15 protein-coding genes and 1 pseudogene are annotated in these 17,217 nt (G+C 58.3%); 9 read left to right on the forward strand and 7 right to left on the reverse strand.

Annotated features, from left to right (window positions below; all coding sequences use genetic code 11):
- The first annotated feature begins 217 nt into the window (after positions 1 to 217).
- From aspT to PWG15_RS35170, 8 genes and pseudogenes are all read left to right on the forward strand, one after another.
- The gene (gene aspT, locus PWG15_RS35140) at positions 218 to 1,909 is read left to right on the forward strand and encodes an aspartate-alanine antiporter (protein ID WP_275025892.1); all 1,692 of its coding nucleotides are present in this window, start codon (positions 218 to 220) and stop codon (positions 1,907 to 1,909) included.
- 344 nt (positions 1,910 to 2,253) lie between these two features.
- Positions 2,254 to 2,502 (forward strand): CopG family ribbon-helix-helix protein, encoded by a 249-nt coding sequence (locus PWG15_RS35145; RefSeq protein ID WP_275027482.1) that lies wholly within the window; start codon positions 2,254 to 2,256, stop codon positions 2,500 to 2,502.
- On the forward strand, positions 2,499 to 2,789 hold the full coding sequence (locus PWG15_RS35150; RefSeq protein WP_275027483.1) for a type II toxin-antitoxin system RelE/ParE family toxin: 291 nt from the start codon (positions 2,499 to 2,501) through the stop codon (positions 2,787 to 2,789). The genes PWG15_RS35145 and PWG15_RS35150 overlap by 4 nt, the downstream gene beginning before the upstream one ends.
- Before the next feature lie 606 nt (positions 2,790 to 3,395).
- Positions 3,396 to 5,228 carry a calcium-binding protein gene (locus tag PWG15_RS35155; RefSeq protein ID WP_275027485.1) on the forward strand — a complete coding sequence of 611 codons (1,833 nt, stop codon included), beginning with the start codon at positions 3,396 to 3,398 and terminating at the stop codon, positions 5,226 to 5,228.
- Positions 5,229 to 5,429: 201 nt separating this feature from the next.
- A pseudogene (locus PWG15_RS36510) lies at positions 5,430 to 5,600 on the forward strand (intradiol ring-cleavage dioxygenase); the annotation flags it as partial.
- A gap of 76 nt (positions 5,601 to 5,676) precedes the next feature.
- Positions 5,677 to 5,925: a hypothetical protein gene (locus PWG15_RS36515; RefSeq protein WP_342457089.1), complete on the forward strand. Its 249-nt coding sequence runs from the start codon at positions 5,677 to 5,679 to the stop codon at positions 5,923 to 5,925.
- A 938-nt stretch (positions 5,926 to 6,863) separates the two neighbouring features.
- Entirely contained in the window at positions 6,864 to 7,151 is a 288-nt protein-coding gene (locus PWG15_RS35165) for a hypothetical protein (protein ID WP_275027486.1), read from the forward strand.
- Positions 7,152 to 7,338: 187 nt separating this feature from the next.
- Positions 7,339 to 7,689 (forward strand): phasin family protein, encoded by a 351-nt coding sequence (locus PWG15_RS35170; RefSeq protein WP_275027487.1) that lies wholly within the window; start codon positions 7,339 to 7,341, stop codon positions 7,687 to 7,689.
- A 156-nt stretch (positions 7,690 to 7,845) separates the two neighbouring features.
- Here the strand turns inward: PWG15_RS35170 and PWG15_RS35175 are convergent, their stop codons facing one another.
- Positions 7,846 to 7,974, reverse strand: coding sequence for a hypothetical protein (locus PWG15_RS35175; RefSeq protein WP_275027488.1), 129 nt, complete (start codon positions 7,972 to 7,974; stop codon positions 7,846 to 7,848).
- 296 nt (positions 7,975 to 8,270) lie between these two features.
- Positions 8,271 to 8,549, reverse strand: a complete 279-nt coding sequence (locus PWG15_RS35180; protein WP_275028005.1) for an HU family DNA-binding protein — start codon at positions 8,547 to 8,549, stop codon at positions 8,271 to 8,273.
- 368 nt (positions 8,550 to 8,917) lie between these two features.
- Here PWG15_RS35180 and PWG15_RS35185 point away from each other — a divergent pair, with 368 nt between their 5' ends.
- Positions 8,918 to 9,076 carry a hypothetical protein gene (locus PWG15_RS35185; RefSeq protein WP_275027489.1) on the forward strand — a complete coding sequence of 53 codons (159 nt, stop codon included), beginning with the start codon at positions 8,918 to 8,920 and terminating at the stop codon, positions 9,074 to 9,076.
- Between the two features lie 496 nt (positions 9,077 to 9,572).
- Here the strand turns inward: PWG15_RS35185 and PWG15_RS35190 are convergent, their stop codons facing one another.
- The 5 genes from PWG15_RS35190 to PWG15_RS35210 all read right to left on the reverse strand — a co-directional run bounded on the left by PWG15_RS35190 (position 9,573) and on the right by PWG15_RS35210 (position 17,216).
- On the reverse strand, positions 9,573 to 9,818 hold the full coding sequence (locus PWG15_RS35190; protein ID WP_275027490.1) for a hypothetical protein: 246 nt from the start codon (positions 9,816 to 9,818) through the stop codon (positions 9,573 to 9,575).
- A 513-nt stretch (positions 9,819 to 10,331) separates the two neighbouring features.
- Positions 10,332 to 12,548 carry a methyl-accepting chemotaxis protein gene (locus PWG15_RS35195; RefSeq protein ID WP_275027491.1) on the reverse strand — a complete coding sequence of 739 codons (2,217 nt, stop codon included), beginning with the start codon at positions 12,546 to 12,548 and terminating at the stop codon, positions 10,332 to 10,334.
- Between the two features lie 258 nt (positions 12,549 to 12,806).
- A complete protein-coding gene (locus tag PWG15_RS35200; RefSeq protein ID WP_275027492.1) occupies positions 12,807 to 13,121 on the reverse strand; it encodes a hypothetical protein in 315 nt (104 codons plus the stop codon).
- The gene (gene cysG, locus PWG15_RS35205; protein ID WP_275027494.1) at positions 13,121 to 14,590 is read right to left on the reverse strand and encodes a siroheme synthase CysG; all 1,470 of its coding nucleotides are present in this window, start codon (positions 14,588 to 14,590) and stop codon (positions 13,121 to 13,123) included. Before cysG ends, PWG15_RS35200 begins: the two co-directional genes overlap by 1 nt.
- Positions 14,562 to 17,216: a nitrate reductase gene (locus PWG15_RS35210; protein WP_275027496.1), complete on the reverse strand. Its 2,655-nt coding sequence runs from the start codon at positions 17,214 to 17,216 to the stop codon at positions 14,562 to 14,564. Before PWG15_RS35210 ends, cysG begins: the two co-directional genes overlap by 29 nt.
- Between the last annotated feature and the right edge of the window lies 1 nt (position 17,217).

The raw sequence follows: 17,217 nt of genomic DNA on the forward strand, positions 1-17,217 counted from the left end.
GGTGGCAGAACGAGCGGGTGAGTACATCTGCAATATTCACTTCGGCTGGAATTATGGCCCAAGCGTCACGCGATGGAAGATACGTAACAGTTACATTGAGGTGATTTGCGTCAATGCTGTTGCTTCCGTGAGGATCGCTGGGCATCATCACGCTTACTATTCTTCCGAGAAGATACCTCGAGGTAGATGGCTTCGGCGAAGTATTGGGGAAGGCACCATGGTTGACTGGTTCGTAAACACGCTTCGCACTTATCCTGAAATTGCAATATTTCTCTCATTGGCGCTTGGATATTACTTCGGATCGTTCACCTACAAAGGTCTCGGCCTCGGTGCGGTGACAGCGACGCTGATTGCTGCCGTCATCATCGGCCAGCTCGGGATCACCATTTCACCACCGCTCAAGGCCACGTTCTTTCTGATGTTCCTGTTTGCGATCGGCTACGGCGTCGGGCCGCAGTTCGTTCGGGGCATTGCGAAGGATGGCCTTCCGCAGGCGTTGTTCGCTGCGGTCGTGTGCGTCTTTTGCCTCGGAGCGCCCTACATCGCTGCCAAGATAGCCGGTTACGACGTGGGATCCGCGCTGGGGCTTTATGCAGGTTCGCAGACCATCTCCGCGTCAATGGGCCTGGGAACGGATGCCATCAATCGACTTGGACTGGCGCCGGAAGAAACCAAACGTCTTCTGGACGCCATGCCCGTCGCCTATGCCGTCACCTATATTTTCGGCACGATCGGATCGGCGATCGTGCTGGCGTTGATCGGCCCTGCGCTCATGCGTATCGACCTGGAGGCGGAATGCAAACGCTACGAGGCGGAGCAAGGTGGCAAGAAGGAAGCGGGGGGCGCTGGAACCGCCTGGCACCACTACGAGCTGCGCGCCTATCGCGTCCGCGAGGGCGGGCCAGTCGTCGGCAAGACCGCACGCGAAGCCGAATCGATGATCCCTGAGCAGCGGATTTTCATCGAGCGTATTCGTCGCGGGGGAAAGATCGAGGATGCCACGGCAGACACGGTGATCCAGGCAGGCGACGTCGTTGCTGTGGCCGGTCGGCGCGAAGTGCTGGTAAGCGTGATCGGTCAAGCGGCAGAGGAAGTCGACGACCGCGAGTTGCTGGCCGTGCCGGTCGAAGGCGTCGATGTGCTTGTCACGACCAAGGAGGCGAACGGCAAGACGCTGGCGGAGCTGGCACAATGGCCGACGTCCCGTGGTGTATTCCTGCGTCGGATCGCCCGTGGCGCTACGGCGACGGAAATTCCGATCCTTCCGAACACGCAGATCCATCGCGGCGATATCCTGACAATCGTCGGGCGAACGCAGGACACGGCGGCTGCCGCCAAAGCACTGGGTGTGGCCGACCGCCCGAGCGACGTTGCCGACGTTGCCTTCATCGGTGCTGCAATTGCCATCGGCGGCTTGATCGGTGCGCTCGTCTACAAGGTTGGAGATGTGCCGTTTACGTTGTCCACCTCAGGGGGAGCGTTGATCTCCGGACTCTTCTTCGGCTGGCTGCGCTCCGTTCGGCCGAAATTCGGGCGCATACCGACCTCGACGGTCTGGTTCATGAACTCGGTCGGCCTCAACGTCTTCATCGCCGTGGTCGGCATATCATCGGGCCCGGGTTTTGTTGCCGGCCTGCAGCAGCTTGGTTTCAGCCTGTTCCTTTGGGGGATATTCGCAACGACGGTGCCATTGGTGCTGGCAATGTATGTCGGGAAATATGTGTTCCGGTTCCATCCCGCCATTCTCCTGGGGTGCTGCTCCGGCGCACGTACGACGACTGCCTCGTTGGGCATGATCAACGATCGGGCCAAGAGCCAGATCCCTGGGCTCGGCTACACCGTGACTTATGCCGTCGGCAACACCCTGCTGACGATCTGGGGCATGGTGCTTGTGATGATGATGACCTAGAGCTTCTCCAGGAAGAACGCTTGGCGTCTTTCCTAAATAATGCCTGTAAAAACAGATAGTTAGTCTCTGAAATACCATTTCAATCGGAAACGCCGCGGCGGCCGGTTTCGCGGCGTCGTGGATCATTCCACGGATGCAATGCCGAGCGCGGTTTTCGCAATCTGAATTGTCGCTGCCTCAGAGCCGGAACCGCGGACTGGTGGCAGCGGCAGGACTCGAACCTGCAACCAATCCCCCACTAGAAAGCTTCAGAGGACAGCAAACCGATTAAAGTGCCTTGCTAAACCTTGACGAACCAGAGTGGTTCACTAATAATCAAAGTGAACCAAAGGAAGTTAGATCCCATGACTACGGCGTTTACCGTGCGTGTAAAAGACGAAACCGCGAGCAAGCTGGATCAGCTCGCTGAGAAGCTGGATCGGTCCCGCTCTTATATGGCTGCCGAAGCCATCGAAGCTTTTGTTGAGCAGCAGGAATGGCAGCTTGCCGAGATTGAAGCCGGGTTGGCCGAGGCCGACCGGGGTGAGTTCGCCAGCGATGAAGATGTGGCGAAAGTCGTCGGGAAGTACGTCAGGTCTGCACGTCAATCATGAGTGCGAAGCGTATTCGCTGGACGCTTCGGGCGTTGCGGCGACTTGATGAGATCGGCGCGCATATCGAGAAAGACAATCCGGATGCGGCGGCCCGCGTCGTGGCGCGGATTGTCACTGCCGTGGATGCGTTAGCCGAGTACCCTGCCAGTGGGCGGCCTGGTCGTATCAAGAGCACGCGCGAGCTCGTGCTAGCCGACATTCCCTACATCATTCCCTACCGCGTAAGTCGGGATGTCGAGATCCTCACTGTCATGCACGCCCACCAGCAATGGCCGCAGGTTCTCTAGTCACGACCAAACAAAATCCGTCTTTTGTATTGGTGGACTGGTTGCGCCTCAACTAAACGCATGGTGTATTAACTTTCATCAACCTCCCTAAGGGCACGAGCACGCGGCAACGCGATATTGTTGCCAAGCTGTCGTCGCGCGGCCAGGTCCCGCCCGCACCTCGGTCGCCATTTCCCATGACTGCCAGACAGATCAGACGCGAAGTGCAAGTTTTCGACGGCAACCTGCAAGCTTCAGAGCGGTCAGCCCAATCTTGGTTTCAGTCGCGAAAGGGGCACATGACGATCATTGTGCCGTTTGTTCCGGTTCTGTGCGTCTGGGATCGCATAATGTATCGCCCGGAACCGCGTGGGCCGAAGACCCTTAACCACCATTTCCGCTACGCTCGAACATAGAGCCTGCCACTCGCGCCTCTAGCGTTATTGTACTTGGTTGTCGCCAAAATATTTCAATGTACAAAATTTGAAGTAAAGTACGTATAATTATGAATTTAGATTAATATTTGTCGAGTCAAAATACATTTGCTATGAAATGAATATATTACACTCTGTTGTGCTGCGGTACGTGGAGACTGTTTCTAAACTTGATCTGGTGGGGGATGACGAGATGGCCAAGACCGTGGGAAATCCCGGGGACGATATTTTGTATGGAACCAAGGAGGCCGATCGAATTTGGGGTCTTTCTGGCGATGACGACATCGATGCCGGCGGAGGCGACGACCTTGTCGATGCTGGCACCGGCAACGATCGGCTGACGAGCTCAAGCGGCTATGACCGCCTCGACGGTGGCGCGGGCGACGACCGGATCTCCCTCATTAGCATCGGCGGCGCGGTGACTGGCGGCGACGGCATCGACACGCTGGTCGTCGATCTTTCTATGATGTCCGATCAAGTCATGTTCGGCGGAGCCAATGGCCACGGTATCATCGGCTATCAGACGCCGCGCGAGCAGCATCTCTTCTTCCACGATATCGAGCGGATAGAGCTGACCACTGGGAGCGGAGACGATCTGGTTCAGGGAAGCGCGTTCGACGACAAGATTTCCACCGGGGCAGGGGCCGACTTTATTGGATGGTCGTGGCCCGATCCCCACAGTGAGGCGAGTTCCGCCGGTGACGATGTTGTCGATGCGGGTTCTGGTGACGACACGATCATCGACGCGCATGGCGTCAACCATCTGTTTGGGGGCGACGGCAACGACAACATCACTACGACGCTCTCCTCCATCGAGATCGACGGCGGAGCCGGCCAAGACGCGCTGTGGCTCGATGAAGGCGGACGGTCCGACGACCTAACCATCGATTTCGTCGCCGGCAACGCGTCGACGGGCACGATTGTGCGCGGCATCGAGCAAGCCAACATCGTGACCGGCAGCGGCAACGACACCGTGATCGCGACCAACATCACGTCAGTGACAGTGGAAACGGGCGACGGTGACGACCACATCGAAGGTGGAACCAGCGACGACGACATCAAAGCCGGCGCTGGCGCAGATTACCTAACGGGCGGCGGCGGCAATGATTGGATGTGGGGCTTAGACGACAATGACTTCGTGTTCGGCGGTGATGGCGACGATACCATTGGCGGCGACAATGGCGACGACCGCCTAGACGGCGGAGCCGGCAACGACCTAATCAAGGCTGGTGAAGGCAGCGATATGGCGTTCGGTGGCGACGGTCGCGACGTGATAAGCAGTTCCGGCTTTTCGGATGGCGGCAAGGACGTCCTGGACGGTGGCAATGGAGACGACGTGATCTTCGACGCCTTCCCTTACCAAGCTGGATTGGGCGACGGGTCGACCTTGCTGGGCGGCGGTGGCAACGACGAGATTCACGCCTATTTCAGCGGCACCGTTGATGGTGGCGCCGGACAAGACCGGCTCGATCTATCCCTCTACACTCAAGGGGAAGTGATCGATTTTGACGGCACACGCGGGGTGACGCAGACCGGACTGACCTTCATCAATGTGGAGGACTTCTCCGTGACCGCCGGCTACCAAGACGATGTGCTGCGGGGCGGTGACGGCAATGATGTTCTGGAGGGGCTCAGCGGCAACGACTTTCTCGAGGGCCGGGCCGGCAACGATACGCTGCGGGGAGGCTCGGGGAGCAATCAGCTTTTTGGCGGCGAGGGCGACGATATCCTTTCAGGTGGCGATACGACCGACGTCTTGAGCGGCGGAGCTGGGGCGGACACATTCGTCTGGGTTGGCCAAGCAGGTAACACGCAAGGGGTCGATCGCATCGTCGACTTCGACGCGGAGGGCGGCGACGTCATCGAATTCACCGCCCACTCCTACGGCATGTGGGACTACGACGCTTTCCTCGACGCCTCGAACGATACTGCGGAGGGCATTTACGTCGAATTCCGCGAAGGAACCGGCATTCTCATCGAAGGCGTCACGCTCGCTGATCTCTCCGCGAGCGACATCATCTTCTGACTAAGCCCGCAGATACTGAGTACGACTGGCAGGAGGAGGTCCGGTGAGCCGGGGCGGGGTCGGTCGGCTTGGTGGATTCGACGCGGTCGCCCGTATCGCTGCCTCGGCATCGACACAGGAGACGTGGACATTCGCTTCCTTTTCAGCTTCGTCGCCACGCCGATTGTGCTTCCGAGCCTAAGCCATGCAGCCGGCGCTCCGGTGGAGTTGCCGCTTACGGCTAGTTGCGGTGATGATCACGAGCTGACGCCGGCACAGACCGAAGGCCCGTATTTTACGCCGGAGAGCCCTGAAAAACAGGACTTCGCAAGCGATGCACCGGGTGGTGAAAGGCTGACGCTTGCCGGTTACGTACTCACCAAGAATTGCCAGCCGATAGCGAAAGCGTTGATCGAGCTATGGCACGCTGATGAGAGCGGCACCTACGACAACAGCGGATACAAACTCCTTGGATCAATTCATAGATGCAGATGGCAAATGGTGGTTCGAGACGATCGTGCCAGGGCTCTATCCTGGTCGCACCCGGCATTACCACGTGAAAGTCCAGCGGCCCGGTGGGACCGTGCTGACGACGCAACTCTATTTTGCCAATGAGCCGGGCAATGAACGTGGCCGCATATTCAACGCAGCCTTGGTACTCGATATCAGGGCGACGAGCGACGGAAAATTCGGCCGCTACGACTTCATTGTGGCGTAGCTGGCGCAAGTGTTCACCTCGTTACTCGCTGCCGAGCAGCCATGTGGTTGGATGCGGCCGCCACAGGTCCCACACCTATCGCCAGCCGAAATTTCCAAGATCGACGCGACGGGGACCTGAACTCATTCCGAAGACTAGAGACTTGCCGGGTAGCAGCGCTGGGCACGGCTAGAGACTTAGGCAACACCAAATCACCACTGTCATTTGCCGTGCGATCAATCGGAGAGGCACGACGAGAGAGGCTCGCCTCCGCCCCGGATCTTGAGTGGGCTGCTTAGGGCTTGCGTCCCCGCGGCAGGTTGGGGGGGCGGTCCGTAGGTATGTCGCTCGTACATCGCCAAAAGCATCATCCTCCCGTGAGGCAACAGCGCCGGAGCTCTGAGCGGGTTAGAAGAGCCGGCCTTTGCGCTGATGCCGCCCAAGGAAAGGCCAAACTCCCCTGGGTTTGGCAGAAAAATTAGCGCGGCGGAGTGTCCGCAATGAACCTCAGACTTTTGCGCGGGAGCTGTGGGACTGAAGTCCCATGGCGGAAAATTTTCTGCCGCCCTAGGTTCTATTTTGATTTCGGTCACGGACACGCGATCGAGTTCTCTCGGGGCTCCGCTTACCTGAACTCCGCAGTGGTGCCCTTACTGCCGACGTCTGTCAGCCAATAAAACCGTACCGTCCGGGGGGCGGGTCATGGGACCTCTCCGGCACAACTCCTAAGGCAATACATGAGACGGAGCTTCCTGCCAGAGTTCCGAATGTTTGACCTATGCGTGATCGAGGGAGACGCGACGCAGATGATGATCGATGGCCGCCTTTTGTGTATCGGCGACGTTCAACTGGGGAACGCTCTCCGGTATCCGTTAGCAACGTGTCCACCCAACTTGGCCTTTGGATCGACGTGCAAGGCAGGTTTATTTCTCCGCAACGGGTGGCTCTGAGATTCCGCTATGTCTCTCTCCATCGCCGACCTGATCAGAGCCGCCAACGAGATTGAGAAGCTGTCACCCCAGCAGATAGGCCGACTTCTTGAGCAATCTGTCGACACGATCCGCGACATGCGCGAGCAGATCGGGGGCGTAGGCGGCGGGCGGGCGAGGGACGTTACAATCGACTTGCAAGCGGCATCTTCGCGAGCGCCCGATCTCTCACCGGAGGACGCCAGAGATAGCCTTCTCGATGCCGCGTACTTCATTCGGGTGCTCCGCATGATGCAAAGTTGTCAAGAACCAGGTTGACCTAGCGGCCTGAGTCTCGATCCGGAAGTTACGCGTCCCGCGACCCTAACGTTCGGGCCGGGGTGTCGGCCGTTTGTTCGCCAAGTAGTGCTGCCGTTTGTTGCACTGCACACGTGTGTTGACTTTTGTTGTGCGAAGCAACATAAGTGGATGCTTGCAGATCAGGCCGTCACTAAGGAGACACCGGATGTTCAACTTCGACGATGCAAACAAGAAAAGCAAAGAAGCCATTGACGTGGCTGTAAAGAGCTATTCCGCTTGGACCAAGGGTCTCCAGGCTATCGCGACTGAAGCTGCAGACTATTCCAAGAAGTCTTTTGAAGATGGCGTTGCGCACGTCGAGAAGCTGTCCGGCATCAAGAGTGTCGAAGCTGCTTTCGAACTGCAGACCAATTTCATCAAGGCGAGCTACGAAGGCTTCGTCGCCGAGGCTACGAAGATCGGCGAAATGTACGCTGATCTCGCCAAGGACGCTTACAAGCCCTACGAGGCGCCGGTTGCCAAGGCGACCGCAGCTTTCAAGGCCGCCGCGGCCTAATTACTGGGCTAGAGCTAACTTCCAAGGGCCGGTCGCAGCTATTGCGGCCGGCCCTTATTATATTGTTGCGCGGCCTCATCGAGCAAACAGCCAACGAGTTAATATAGCCGATCGCCGCGCGCGCTGGTGAGCAGCTTCGATCCGCGATCACATGCGTCAAGTCAGAGGCGCAGTTGCGTATTCCGTGATGCCTATCACCGATCCAAACAGGTTGATGGGCAGTTGGGCGATCGAACGCTTGGCCAGCGGCGAATTCCGGGAGACGTCGAGTGACTGGATGGTCATAGGTTCCTCCTGTCTAAAAGAGTACTTACGGGATTAGAACACGGGCTGGCTCTGGCTTAAATGGGACTTATGGGATGATTTCGGACGGATCGCGGATGATATCAGCCAGCGTCTCATTCTGTAGTGTTCACCAGCGTATAGATGCTTGTGCGTAAATCCGATCGAAGGTTCGAGGCGGCCAGATAACACCGCCGAAAGGTGGTGCGCAGCGCGGAAAGCATTCTGGCGGATCAAGGTCGTAGCGCCCTCAACAGCCTTCGCATTTCCCCGTTCTCGCCCCGAACCTCCCAGTCGTATCAGCCGTTCAGCGCGTCCTTGAGAGCTTTGGCCGGCGCGAAGGTCAATTTCTTCGCAGCCGCAACCTTAATGGTCGCACCGGTTGCGGGATTGCGCGCCTCGCGCTCAGGCGTGTCCTTGACCTTGAATTTGCCAAAGCCAGGTATCGCCGTTTCGGCGCCGGATGTGGCGGCGGCGGTCACGGCGGCAAAGACCGCCTCGACAACCGCCTTGCTCTGGACTTTGGTCAAGCCGTGTTCGGTCGCGATCTTATCTGCAATCTCATTGGTTGTTGTCATTGTTTTCCCCTCATGATGACGGGGGAAGTCTCGCCTGACGAAATCCCTTTTGTCATCTGGCGTCCCAGCGAGGAGGAGCAAAATGTCGATGATTTCCACAACGCAATCGCCGCTTTTCGGCGAAGTTGGCTCCCGAGCCTGTGAGTGCCCGTTCGATCGATGGCGGGACATTCAAATTCGCCTCGTCATTTCGTGCAGCAAGGTATCGCCCGCCATTTCGAATGACGGGCGATGAGCAAAGTCGAATTCCCATCCACCACGAGCCACAACTCGTTGCCCTCGCAAATGGGCGGCGAAATCCATCGAGCGTAAGTCTCACTCAAGCAGAAGGAAATATAACCTCTAAATCTTTAGGGGTATTTCAGGCGATGACATACGTGTTCGAAGTGGTCGATGAAGCGGGGGCGGTTCGCAACTACGTCGCCAAATTCATGCGTCGGGAAGCCGACAAGTTGGTCGTGGAGCACCGCGGGCTTCAGATGAGGTTCGCGATTTCGCACATCCGCGACTGGTGCGCCGTAGAATAGGGCAGCATCGCTCCGTTCTGAAGGAGCCGTCGGGAGTCTAAAATATTGCCGAGCCGAGGAAGGATCATAGGTCTCATAGCGGAGAGTGACGTTCACATCGACGGACTGAGTATACCTCCGGGGGTCTACTCGGCGACGGTGAGAACGTCTCGATCCTGCCAGCACCGGAAGAAAGCTCCGGAGACCACGTATGAGCTCCATCTGAATGCCCGCGACCTTAGAGCGGTCCGCGGTTTCCTTGGAGATGACCGCGGCGCCAGCATGGATGCGACAACTGCCGTTCAAAAGGGATACTTCACCATCGCCTGATGCGAGCTCGCTCCCGTAGGTCAGGGCGGATGTTGTTGATCACATAGGTCAAGCCATCAGCCAGGAGCGTTGCTCTCTTGCTTCCGATGCCGAGCGTGTGGTGATTGGCCTTCCTAATATCCCTATCGTGGATGTGACTGACGCGGCCAGTTCCACCATCCCTTCGACATTGGCTATGTCGGTCCGCTCATGCAGTGCTTTCTCCGTCAGAGGTCTCGCTCGCAAGATCGTGGAGCGCTTGGGCATCCTCCGAGGCATACTCGGCAGACAAAATGATGGTGAGAAACGCAGCTCGGGCAATGTCTTTTTTCGAAGAATTTGGATGCCTGGCCTTGACGGCTTCGATCAGGGCTTTTGGCTTCATTCCTGGGACTGCCAGTTCCCTGATCGTTTCGGAGATGGTTTCGGTCTCGCGATGTTTCTTCGCTCGCATCGGTTCTCCCTGTGCTGACGTGCAACACTCATATCCGCGGTACATGAGAGATTTGTGATTTAAGTCCGCTGGACGGCTGATCGGATATGGCTAAACGAGAGTTGGCCGTTCGTATGGACCGTCCATCCGTCATAGCAGCTCGTTATTGGGAGGAACGGAAGCTCAGGATGGGAAATCGACAAGGACGGACATCTGCTACCCGTCACTATGAGAGCCGGCCGTGTCGAGCCCGTTGTCCTCCCAATGAGATGCCGCTTACCAATCAACGTCCGTCAATGAGAGGCCCCTAAAATTAGAGGGAACAAAGATAGTCGGAGACCAGAACGAAGGCGCAACCAACCCGACAGCTACGACTACGGCGGCTACAACAAAAAGTCGGGTGAATCTTGAAGGAATACAGACGTAAGCAGGTCGGTGCGGGAGCCCTCGTGCGGGTGCTGTGCTTTCGGCGAGACGCGGACGCCAGACTCAGAGCGTCTGCCAGTCTTCATCGATCGCAGCGCTCCCTCTAGCTCACCCAACTACGCGCATGGTGGCCGAGGAATTCGACGTCGCGGCGGTTTGCACTTGAGAAGCCAGCCCGAGTTCAAAGCCCGACAACAACTGCGATAGCTTCGCGCTTTCTTGTGCGAGGCCAGCCCCAGCAGCATTCATCTCCTCGACCATCGCCGCGTTCTGCTGAGTTGCCTGGTCCATGTGATTGACCGCGGAACTCACCTGCGACAGACCAGCAGACTGTTCCTGCGCGGAAGATGCGATCGCGTCCATATGTGAAGCAGCAGAGCCGACCAATTGCATAATTGCGCCAAGCCCATCACCAGTGTCACCCACTAATCTCACGCCATCGCTGACTGCCACGGCGGAGTTGGCGATCAGACTCTTGATCTCCTGTGCGGCGACTGCCGACCGTTGGGCGAGTTCGCGCACTTCCTGGGCAACAACCGCGAAACCCTTGCCAGCATCGCCGGCCCGTGCTGCCTCGATGCCGGCGTTTAGTGCCAACAGATTGGTCTGAAAGGCGATATCGTCGATCACACCAATGATCTGGTTGATCTGGCGCGATGCGGCTTCAATTCGTTCCATGGCAGCGACGGCGTGGCGAACCACTTCGCCGGATTTGTCAGCGCGAAGACGGACCGTTTGCACGACGTCACGCGCCTCGGCAGCGCGTCTCGATGTGGCATGCACATTGGAGGTAATCTCCTCAAGGGCAGCAGCCGTTTCCTCAAGTGAGGCCGCCTGTTGTTCGGTTCGTCTTGCAAGGTCGTCCGAGGCGCCGGAGATTTCCTGCGAGCCCCCCTCGACAGTTGCGACTGCCGCTCCAACGCCAAGCAGGGCGCTGCGAAGCTGTGAGATGGAGGCATTGAAGTCCTGGCGCAGGGCCTCGAATTGCTGCGCAAGCGGAGATTTGATCTCGCAAACCATGTCGCCAGTGGCAAGTCTGCGAAGACTGCCTGCAAGCGCGGCAGTCGCCTGGTTCAAACGGGCCTCGGCTTCTTCATCCGCGATGCGCTGCATCTCAACGCGTTCAACCTCCATACGACGGCGGTTCTGCGCGGCGTCTGCTTCGAGCTCCCGGTTTCGAATTGCGGCCTGACGAAACACCTCGACTGCATCAGCCATCTGGCCGATCTCATCCCCGCGTCTATCGTTGGCTTCGTGAAGCTCAAGATCCCCCGCTGCAAGTCGACCCATCGACTCCACCATGTTCTTCAACGGCTTGATGATGCTCGTGACCATCTTAAGGCAGAAGTAAACGATGGCGGTGGTAACAGCGATGAAGGTGACCACAAGGACAATGAGGGAGCGCATCGCATTGTCGGCATGCTCGGCGGCAACCGCCGAGATTCCCCGCAACGTCTCGTCCTCGAGTGCCTTCATGGCCTCGATCCGGCTCGTCGCCGTCGCAAACCAGGTCGTGCTGTTCAGGCCAGTAAGAGCAGTTCCTTGTCCCTTGCCGATAATGACGGATCGCATCGCAACCAGATCTTCAAGCGCGGAATTGTCCAGCGCCTTGGCGTAATTTGAACGGTCTACGGGGTTCTGCATGAAGAGGTAGGATTGAAGCAGTGCCGATTGGGCGCCGCCTGACTGAGCAAACCCCACAAAACGTGACTCGTCGACCTTGCCGGCCGTGATGAAGCCATTGCCGGTAGCGCGCTCCTGCCCGGCAAGTTCCTTCGCCTGCAGGAGTTGATTGAAGCCAATGAGACGCGAGGTGATGTCCGAGCCTACGTTTTGCGACGTGACCACCCGGGCAAGGTTCGTCAATCCGCCGATGATATTTGTATAGAACTGAAAACTATCGGCACCAGATGCCGTGAATTGGTCGACTGATAGCCGAAAGGTTGCAACATTTCTGAGGTCGGCTTCCATATGCCTTATTTGCTCCAGAAGCCCCTCCGTTACAGATTGATTTTCGAGCTGCAGGAGCTGCTTGTACCCAGAAAGCACGTTGTCTGTTTGACGACGTGCGGCGACCAATTCAGATTGGTTTGCTCTCCCCTTCGAACCTAGAAAACCTGCACTGAGCCCACGCTCGATCTGCAATCGGTGAATAATGTTGCCGATCTCGCCGACCTGGGCACTGGCGACTTCGATCTCTTGCATATGGAGATAAGTCTGCCACTTGTCCGAGATCTGGAGATAGAGGAGGCCGCCAAGTGCAATCAGCGGAAGGAGCACGGCGGCCCAAAGGCGCGATGCAATCGAAAGATCAGTCGTCTTCATAGGAACTCCAGCATGAATTCAGACGCTGAGCTGCAACGTATGAATTTCGGCCAAAATAGAAAACGAGGATTGACGACTTATTAATTCCGCTTAGATCAGCGATTTTTATTTAGATTGACGATAGTCAATATTCAAGAAGTCTGGACATTGCTTATTTTATACACAAATTGGCGTCCTTTTGGGCCGTGCGTGGGCGCGGCTTTTGCAGATCTGGCGATTAAACAAGCTTGGTGATCGTCGCCTTGCCGTGAAACCAACTCACATTTGAACCGGAGAGAACGACAGATACGCAGCAAGGCTGATTGCCGACAGTGCGACGGTTATCGCAGCCGGTTGTCTCTTCACAATCGAGCTGGCAAGGACCCCGGCCAGCACGATCAAAAATCCAAACCATGGCGTGTTGCCTGCGAAAGCCAGCCCCAAGGCCGACAAGCTAATGGCGGTGGCTGCGGTGGTAAGCGGCGCGGCCGCCAGTGCGACGCTCGACGCTGAGCTAAAAATGCACGCGAAGCGATTCCAACTGAGGCTGATCGCCAGAATGAGTAGTCCCGGGGAAATCACATCCAATTCCATCAGTGAAACCTGACTGCCCGAACCGGGTTGCCGGCGACATCACCGGCATCGAGGGCCTCATTTCCGCAGGCTGCCAAAGCTCCACCCACGGCGATCAGGACGGGACTTTCGTAGCCGATCGTTTCCATGCCGCTCGCAAGGCTGGCGAGGTTGCCATGCCATTCCCGCTGAGTGGCCCGGCTGACGTCGCTGACCACGACCACCCTGGTGGAAGGCTGCAGACCCTCGCTGACCAGCCGCTCGGAAATAAGCGGCGCTGTCCTGCCGCCCATGTAGAACACGGTTGTCGTGTGGGGATCGGCGACGGCCGCCCAGTTGATATCGGCCGGTAGTCCGCCATGACGGGAATGGCCAGTGATGAAGCGTACCGATTGGGCATGGTCGCGGTGGGTGAGCGATATGCCGAGGCACGAGGCCATGGCGCTTGCAGCTGTGATGCCGGGGATAACGTCGACGGGAATGTTTTCTCGATTGAGATGGGCGATTTCTTCGCCGGCGCGCCCGAAGATCATCGGGTCCCCGGATTTGAGGCGAACGACGCGCTTGCCGGCCTTGGCGAACGCCAACATCGTTGCGTTGATGTCCTCCTGCTTGCAGCTCTCGCGGCCACCGCGTTTCCCCACCAGCATGCGTTTGGCCTCGCGGCGGGCAAGTTCAAGCACCTCGCCGGAGACAAGATCATCGAACAGGATCACATCGGCCGCTTGAAGGGCGCGGACGGCTTTTAGTGTTAGCAGTTCGGCGTCGCCCGGACCGGCGCCCACGAGTGTGACGCGGCCGACGGCGCCGGCAGTGCTGCGGATCCGATCTGCGTCTGCTAATAGACCAGGCATTGTGTCCGCATTCGGCTCGCCAGCGCCGAAGGCTCGATCAACAAAACGCTCCCAGAAGTTTCGGCGCTGAACCGAGGTGAGGGTGTCCGTCACATAGGTGCGGACGGTCTGCGCGAGTTGAGCCCAGGATTTGAGTGACTGCGGCAGGAGGGTTTCAATCCGCCGGCGGATAGCCTGGCCAAGGATGGGAGCAGCACCATCGGTCGAGATGCCGATCACCACAGGCGAACGGTTGACAATCGAGCCGAACTTGAACTGGCAGAATGTCGGCTTATCGATAACGTTGACGGGAATTCCGGCGGCCGCCGCGCGATCGTGAAAGCCGCGCGCTTCCCCTTCGGTCTCGCAGTCGCCGACAGCCAAAGCAAAGCTCTTGAAGTATGCCGTCTGCCACGGCGCATCGTGGTGGACAAACTGGTCAAGCTTCTCTTGGAAGACGTCGGAGAGCTCTTCGGCAGGGCAGAAGACATGGACCTCTGCGCCAGCTGCCGCCAGGAGTTCAGCTTTCCACGCAGCTCCATCGCTGCCGCCGGCGACCAGAACGGATTTTCCCTTGAGATCAAAGAACACCGGTAGCGAAGAGAGCGTAGCGATACGCTCCTGTCGATCACTCTGCAGCTTGACGGAGGCAACCATCGATAATCCCTTTGATTTCGACGCGGCAGGAGCCGCAATTGGTTCCGGCATTGAGTTGCTTGCCGACCGCTTCGAGCGTATGGCAGCCGCCCGCGACTGCGCCCACGATCTGATTGACGCCGACCGAGAAGCAGGAGCAGACGGTCGCGCCAGGGTCCATCTGATCCGCTCCCGGCCGACCGGCAAGAACCGCTACGCGTGCCCGCATCGTCTCAAGTCGGAGACCGAGTTGCTTCACGGCCCAGTCGCGCGACACGCCGACAGGTTCCGGTGCGCCATAAAAGGCGAGCAGCAACTGTTCTCCGTCAAAGAAGCCATGGCGCTGCTGTTGCGTCGGGTTGTCTGCATAGGCGAGATGTTCACCGCGATCCCACAGCCCGAAGGTATCGCGGCACCACGTCTCGATATCGTCAAGCGGTTTGTCGAAGCCGAATTCCACGCGCCAGCCGGCTTCGGCCTTGGAAATTGCCCAATAGGGCGCATCCAGTCGCTCTGGTCGTGAGGCAACAACCGCAAAACCAAAATAGGCGATGTCGGCCGGGCTGGCCCTGACGCCAATATTCTTCAGTGCGGGCTGGCCAGATACCGGGTCCGTGCGTGGCGCCAGCAAGACATCCACGCGTGCGTTGGCCGCATATTCGTCATTCCAATGCATCGGCACGAACACACTGCCACGCGGTTGCCGCTCCGTGATCAGCGCGCGCAGCACAACGGAACCGAATGCATTCTCCAGCCTCACCAACCCGGCCTTGCCGATCAGGAGGTCGGTGGCATCGGTCGGATTGATTTCGACGAATGGCTCGGCGAGATGCGAGGAGAGCCTCGCTGCTTTGCCGGTGCGGGTCATGGTGTGCCATTGGTCGCGGATGCGTCCGGTATTGAGAATAAAAGGCGTGTCTTTGCTCGTGCGCTCCTCGCGCTCGGATTTCACAGGGATGAACCTGGCCTTGCGGTCGGGCGTGTAGAACTCACCATTGGCGAAGAAGCGCTTGGCGCCTTCGGGGTTGCCTTCGCGATGTGGCCATTGGAACGGTGTCATTGCCTCGAAGGTATCAGGTGAGATCCCGGCTTTCGCGCCGATGTCGAAGTCGCGGGTGCCGCCGTTTTCAAAGGCTGAAAGTGCTGCATGCTCGGCGAAGATTTCGGCGGGACTGTTGTAGTCGAAGCCGTTGAAGCCCATGCGCTTGGCAACCTGAGCCATCTGCCACCAGTCCGGTTTTGCTTCACCGGGCAGATCGAGGAAATTGCGTTGGCGGGAAATGCGCCGCTCGGAGTTGGTGACGGTCCCATCCTTCTCTCCCCAGCCGGCTGCAGGTAGCAGCACATGGGCGAGGGCGGCGGTATCGGTGTTTTTTTGGATGTCGGAAACAACCACGAAGGGACAGTTGCGGATGGCTTCTCGCACCCTGTCGGCATCCGGCATCGAAACGACCGGATTGGTCGCCATGATCCAGAGAGCCTTGATGCGGCCGTCGGCAACGGCCTTGAACATTTCGACAGCCTTGAGGCCGGGTCTTGCCGCGATTGTCGGCGATTTCCAGAAGCGCTGCACGCGATTGCGCGCGGCCTCGTCTTCTATGTTCATATGGGCTGCGAGCATGTTGGCAAGGCCGCCAACTTCGCGTCCGCCCATGGCATTGGGCTGGCCGGTGAGCGAGAACGGTCCCATGCCGGGCCGGCCGATGCGTCCGGTTGCCAGATGACAGTTGATGATCGCATTGACCTTGTCGCTGCCGATCGAAGATTGGTTGACGCCTTGGCTGTAGCAGGTGACGACCTTTTCCGTCGTCTCGAACAGCCGATAAAAAGCCAGCAATTCGGCGACGGATAGACCGGTTTCCTTCGAGATATCCGAAAGGCTCCTGGTTTGCGATGCTTCAAGCGCCTGTTGGAAACCAATCGTATGGGTCGATACATAGCCTTCATCGGACGCCGACGATCCGGCGAGATGGGCGAGCAGCCCGTTGAAGAGGGCAACGTCGCCGTCTGTCCTGATCATCAAGTGCATGTCGGCGAGATCGGCGCTGACGGAGCGGCGAGGATCGATGGTGACGATCTTCAGGTCCGGTCGGCTTTGCTTTGCCGCCTGAATGCGCTGGTTGAGAACCGGATGACACCAAGCAAGGTTCGAACCAACAAGTATGATCAGATCGGCAAGCTCCAGATCCTCGTAGCAGCCGGGAACCGTATCCGAGCCGAAAGCGCGACGATGGCCGGCGACGGAAGAGGCCATGCAAAGTCGGGAATTGGTGTCAATGTTGCCTGAGCCGATGAAGCCCTTCATCAGCTTGTTGGCGACGTAGTAGTCTTCGGTCAGACATTGACCCGAGACATAAAATGCGACCGAGTCCGGCCCATGCTCGGCGATCGCCTCACGGAATTTCGAGGCCACGAGATTGAGCGCGTCATCCCACCCAGCGCGCTTTCCATGGACTTCCGGGTGGAGCGCCCTTCCGTCCATGGAAAGCGTCTCGGCGAGCGCCGAACCCTTCGAACAGAGCCGGCCGTAGTTTGCCGGATGATCCGGGTCGCCCTTGACGGAAACTGCGCCGTCGTCGGTAACTGTCGCGACGACCCCGCAGCCGACACCGCAATAGGGGCAGGTTGTCTTGACGGCCTTCTCCATT

Source organism: Ensifer adhaerens (assembly GCF_028993555.1).
In the GTDB taxonomy this organism is placed as follows: Bacteria; Pseudomonadota; Alphaproteobacteria; order Rhizobiales; family Rhizobiaceae; genus Ensifer; species Ensifer adhaerens_I.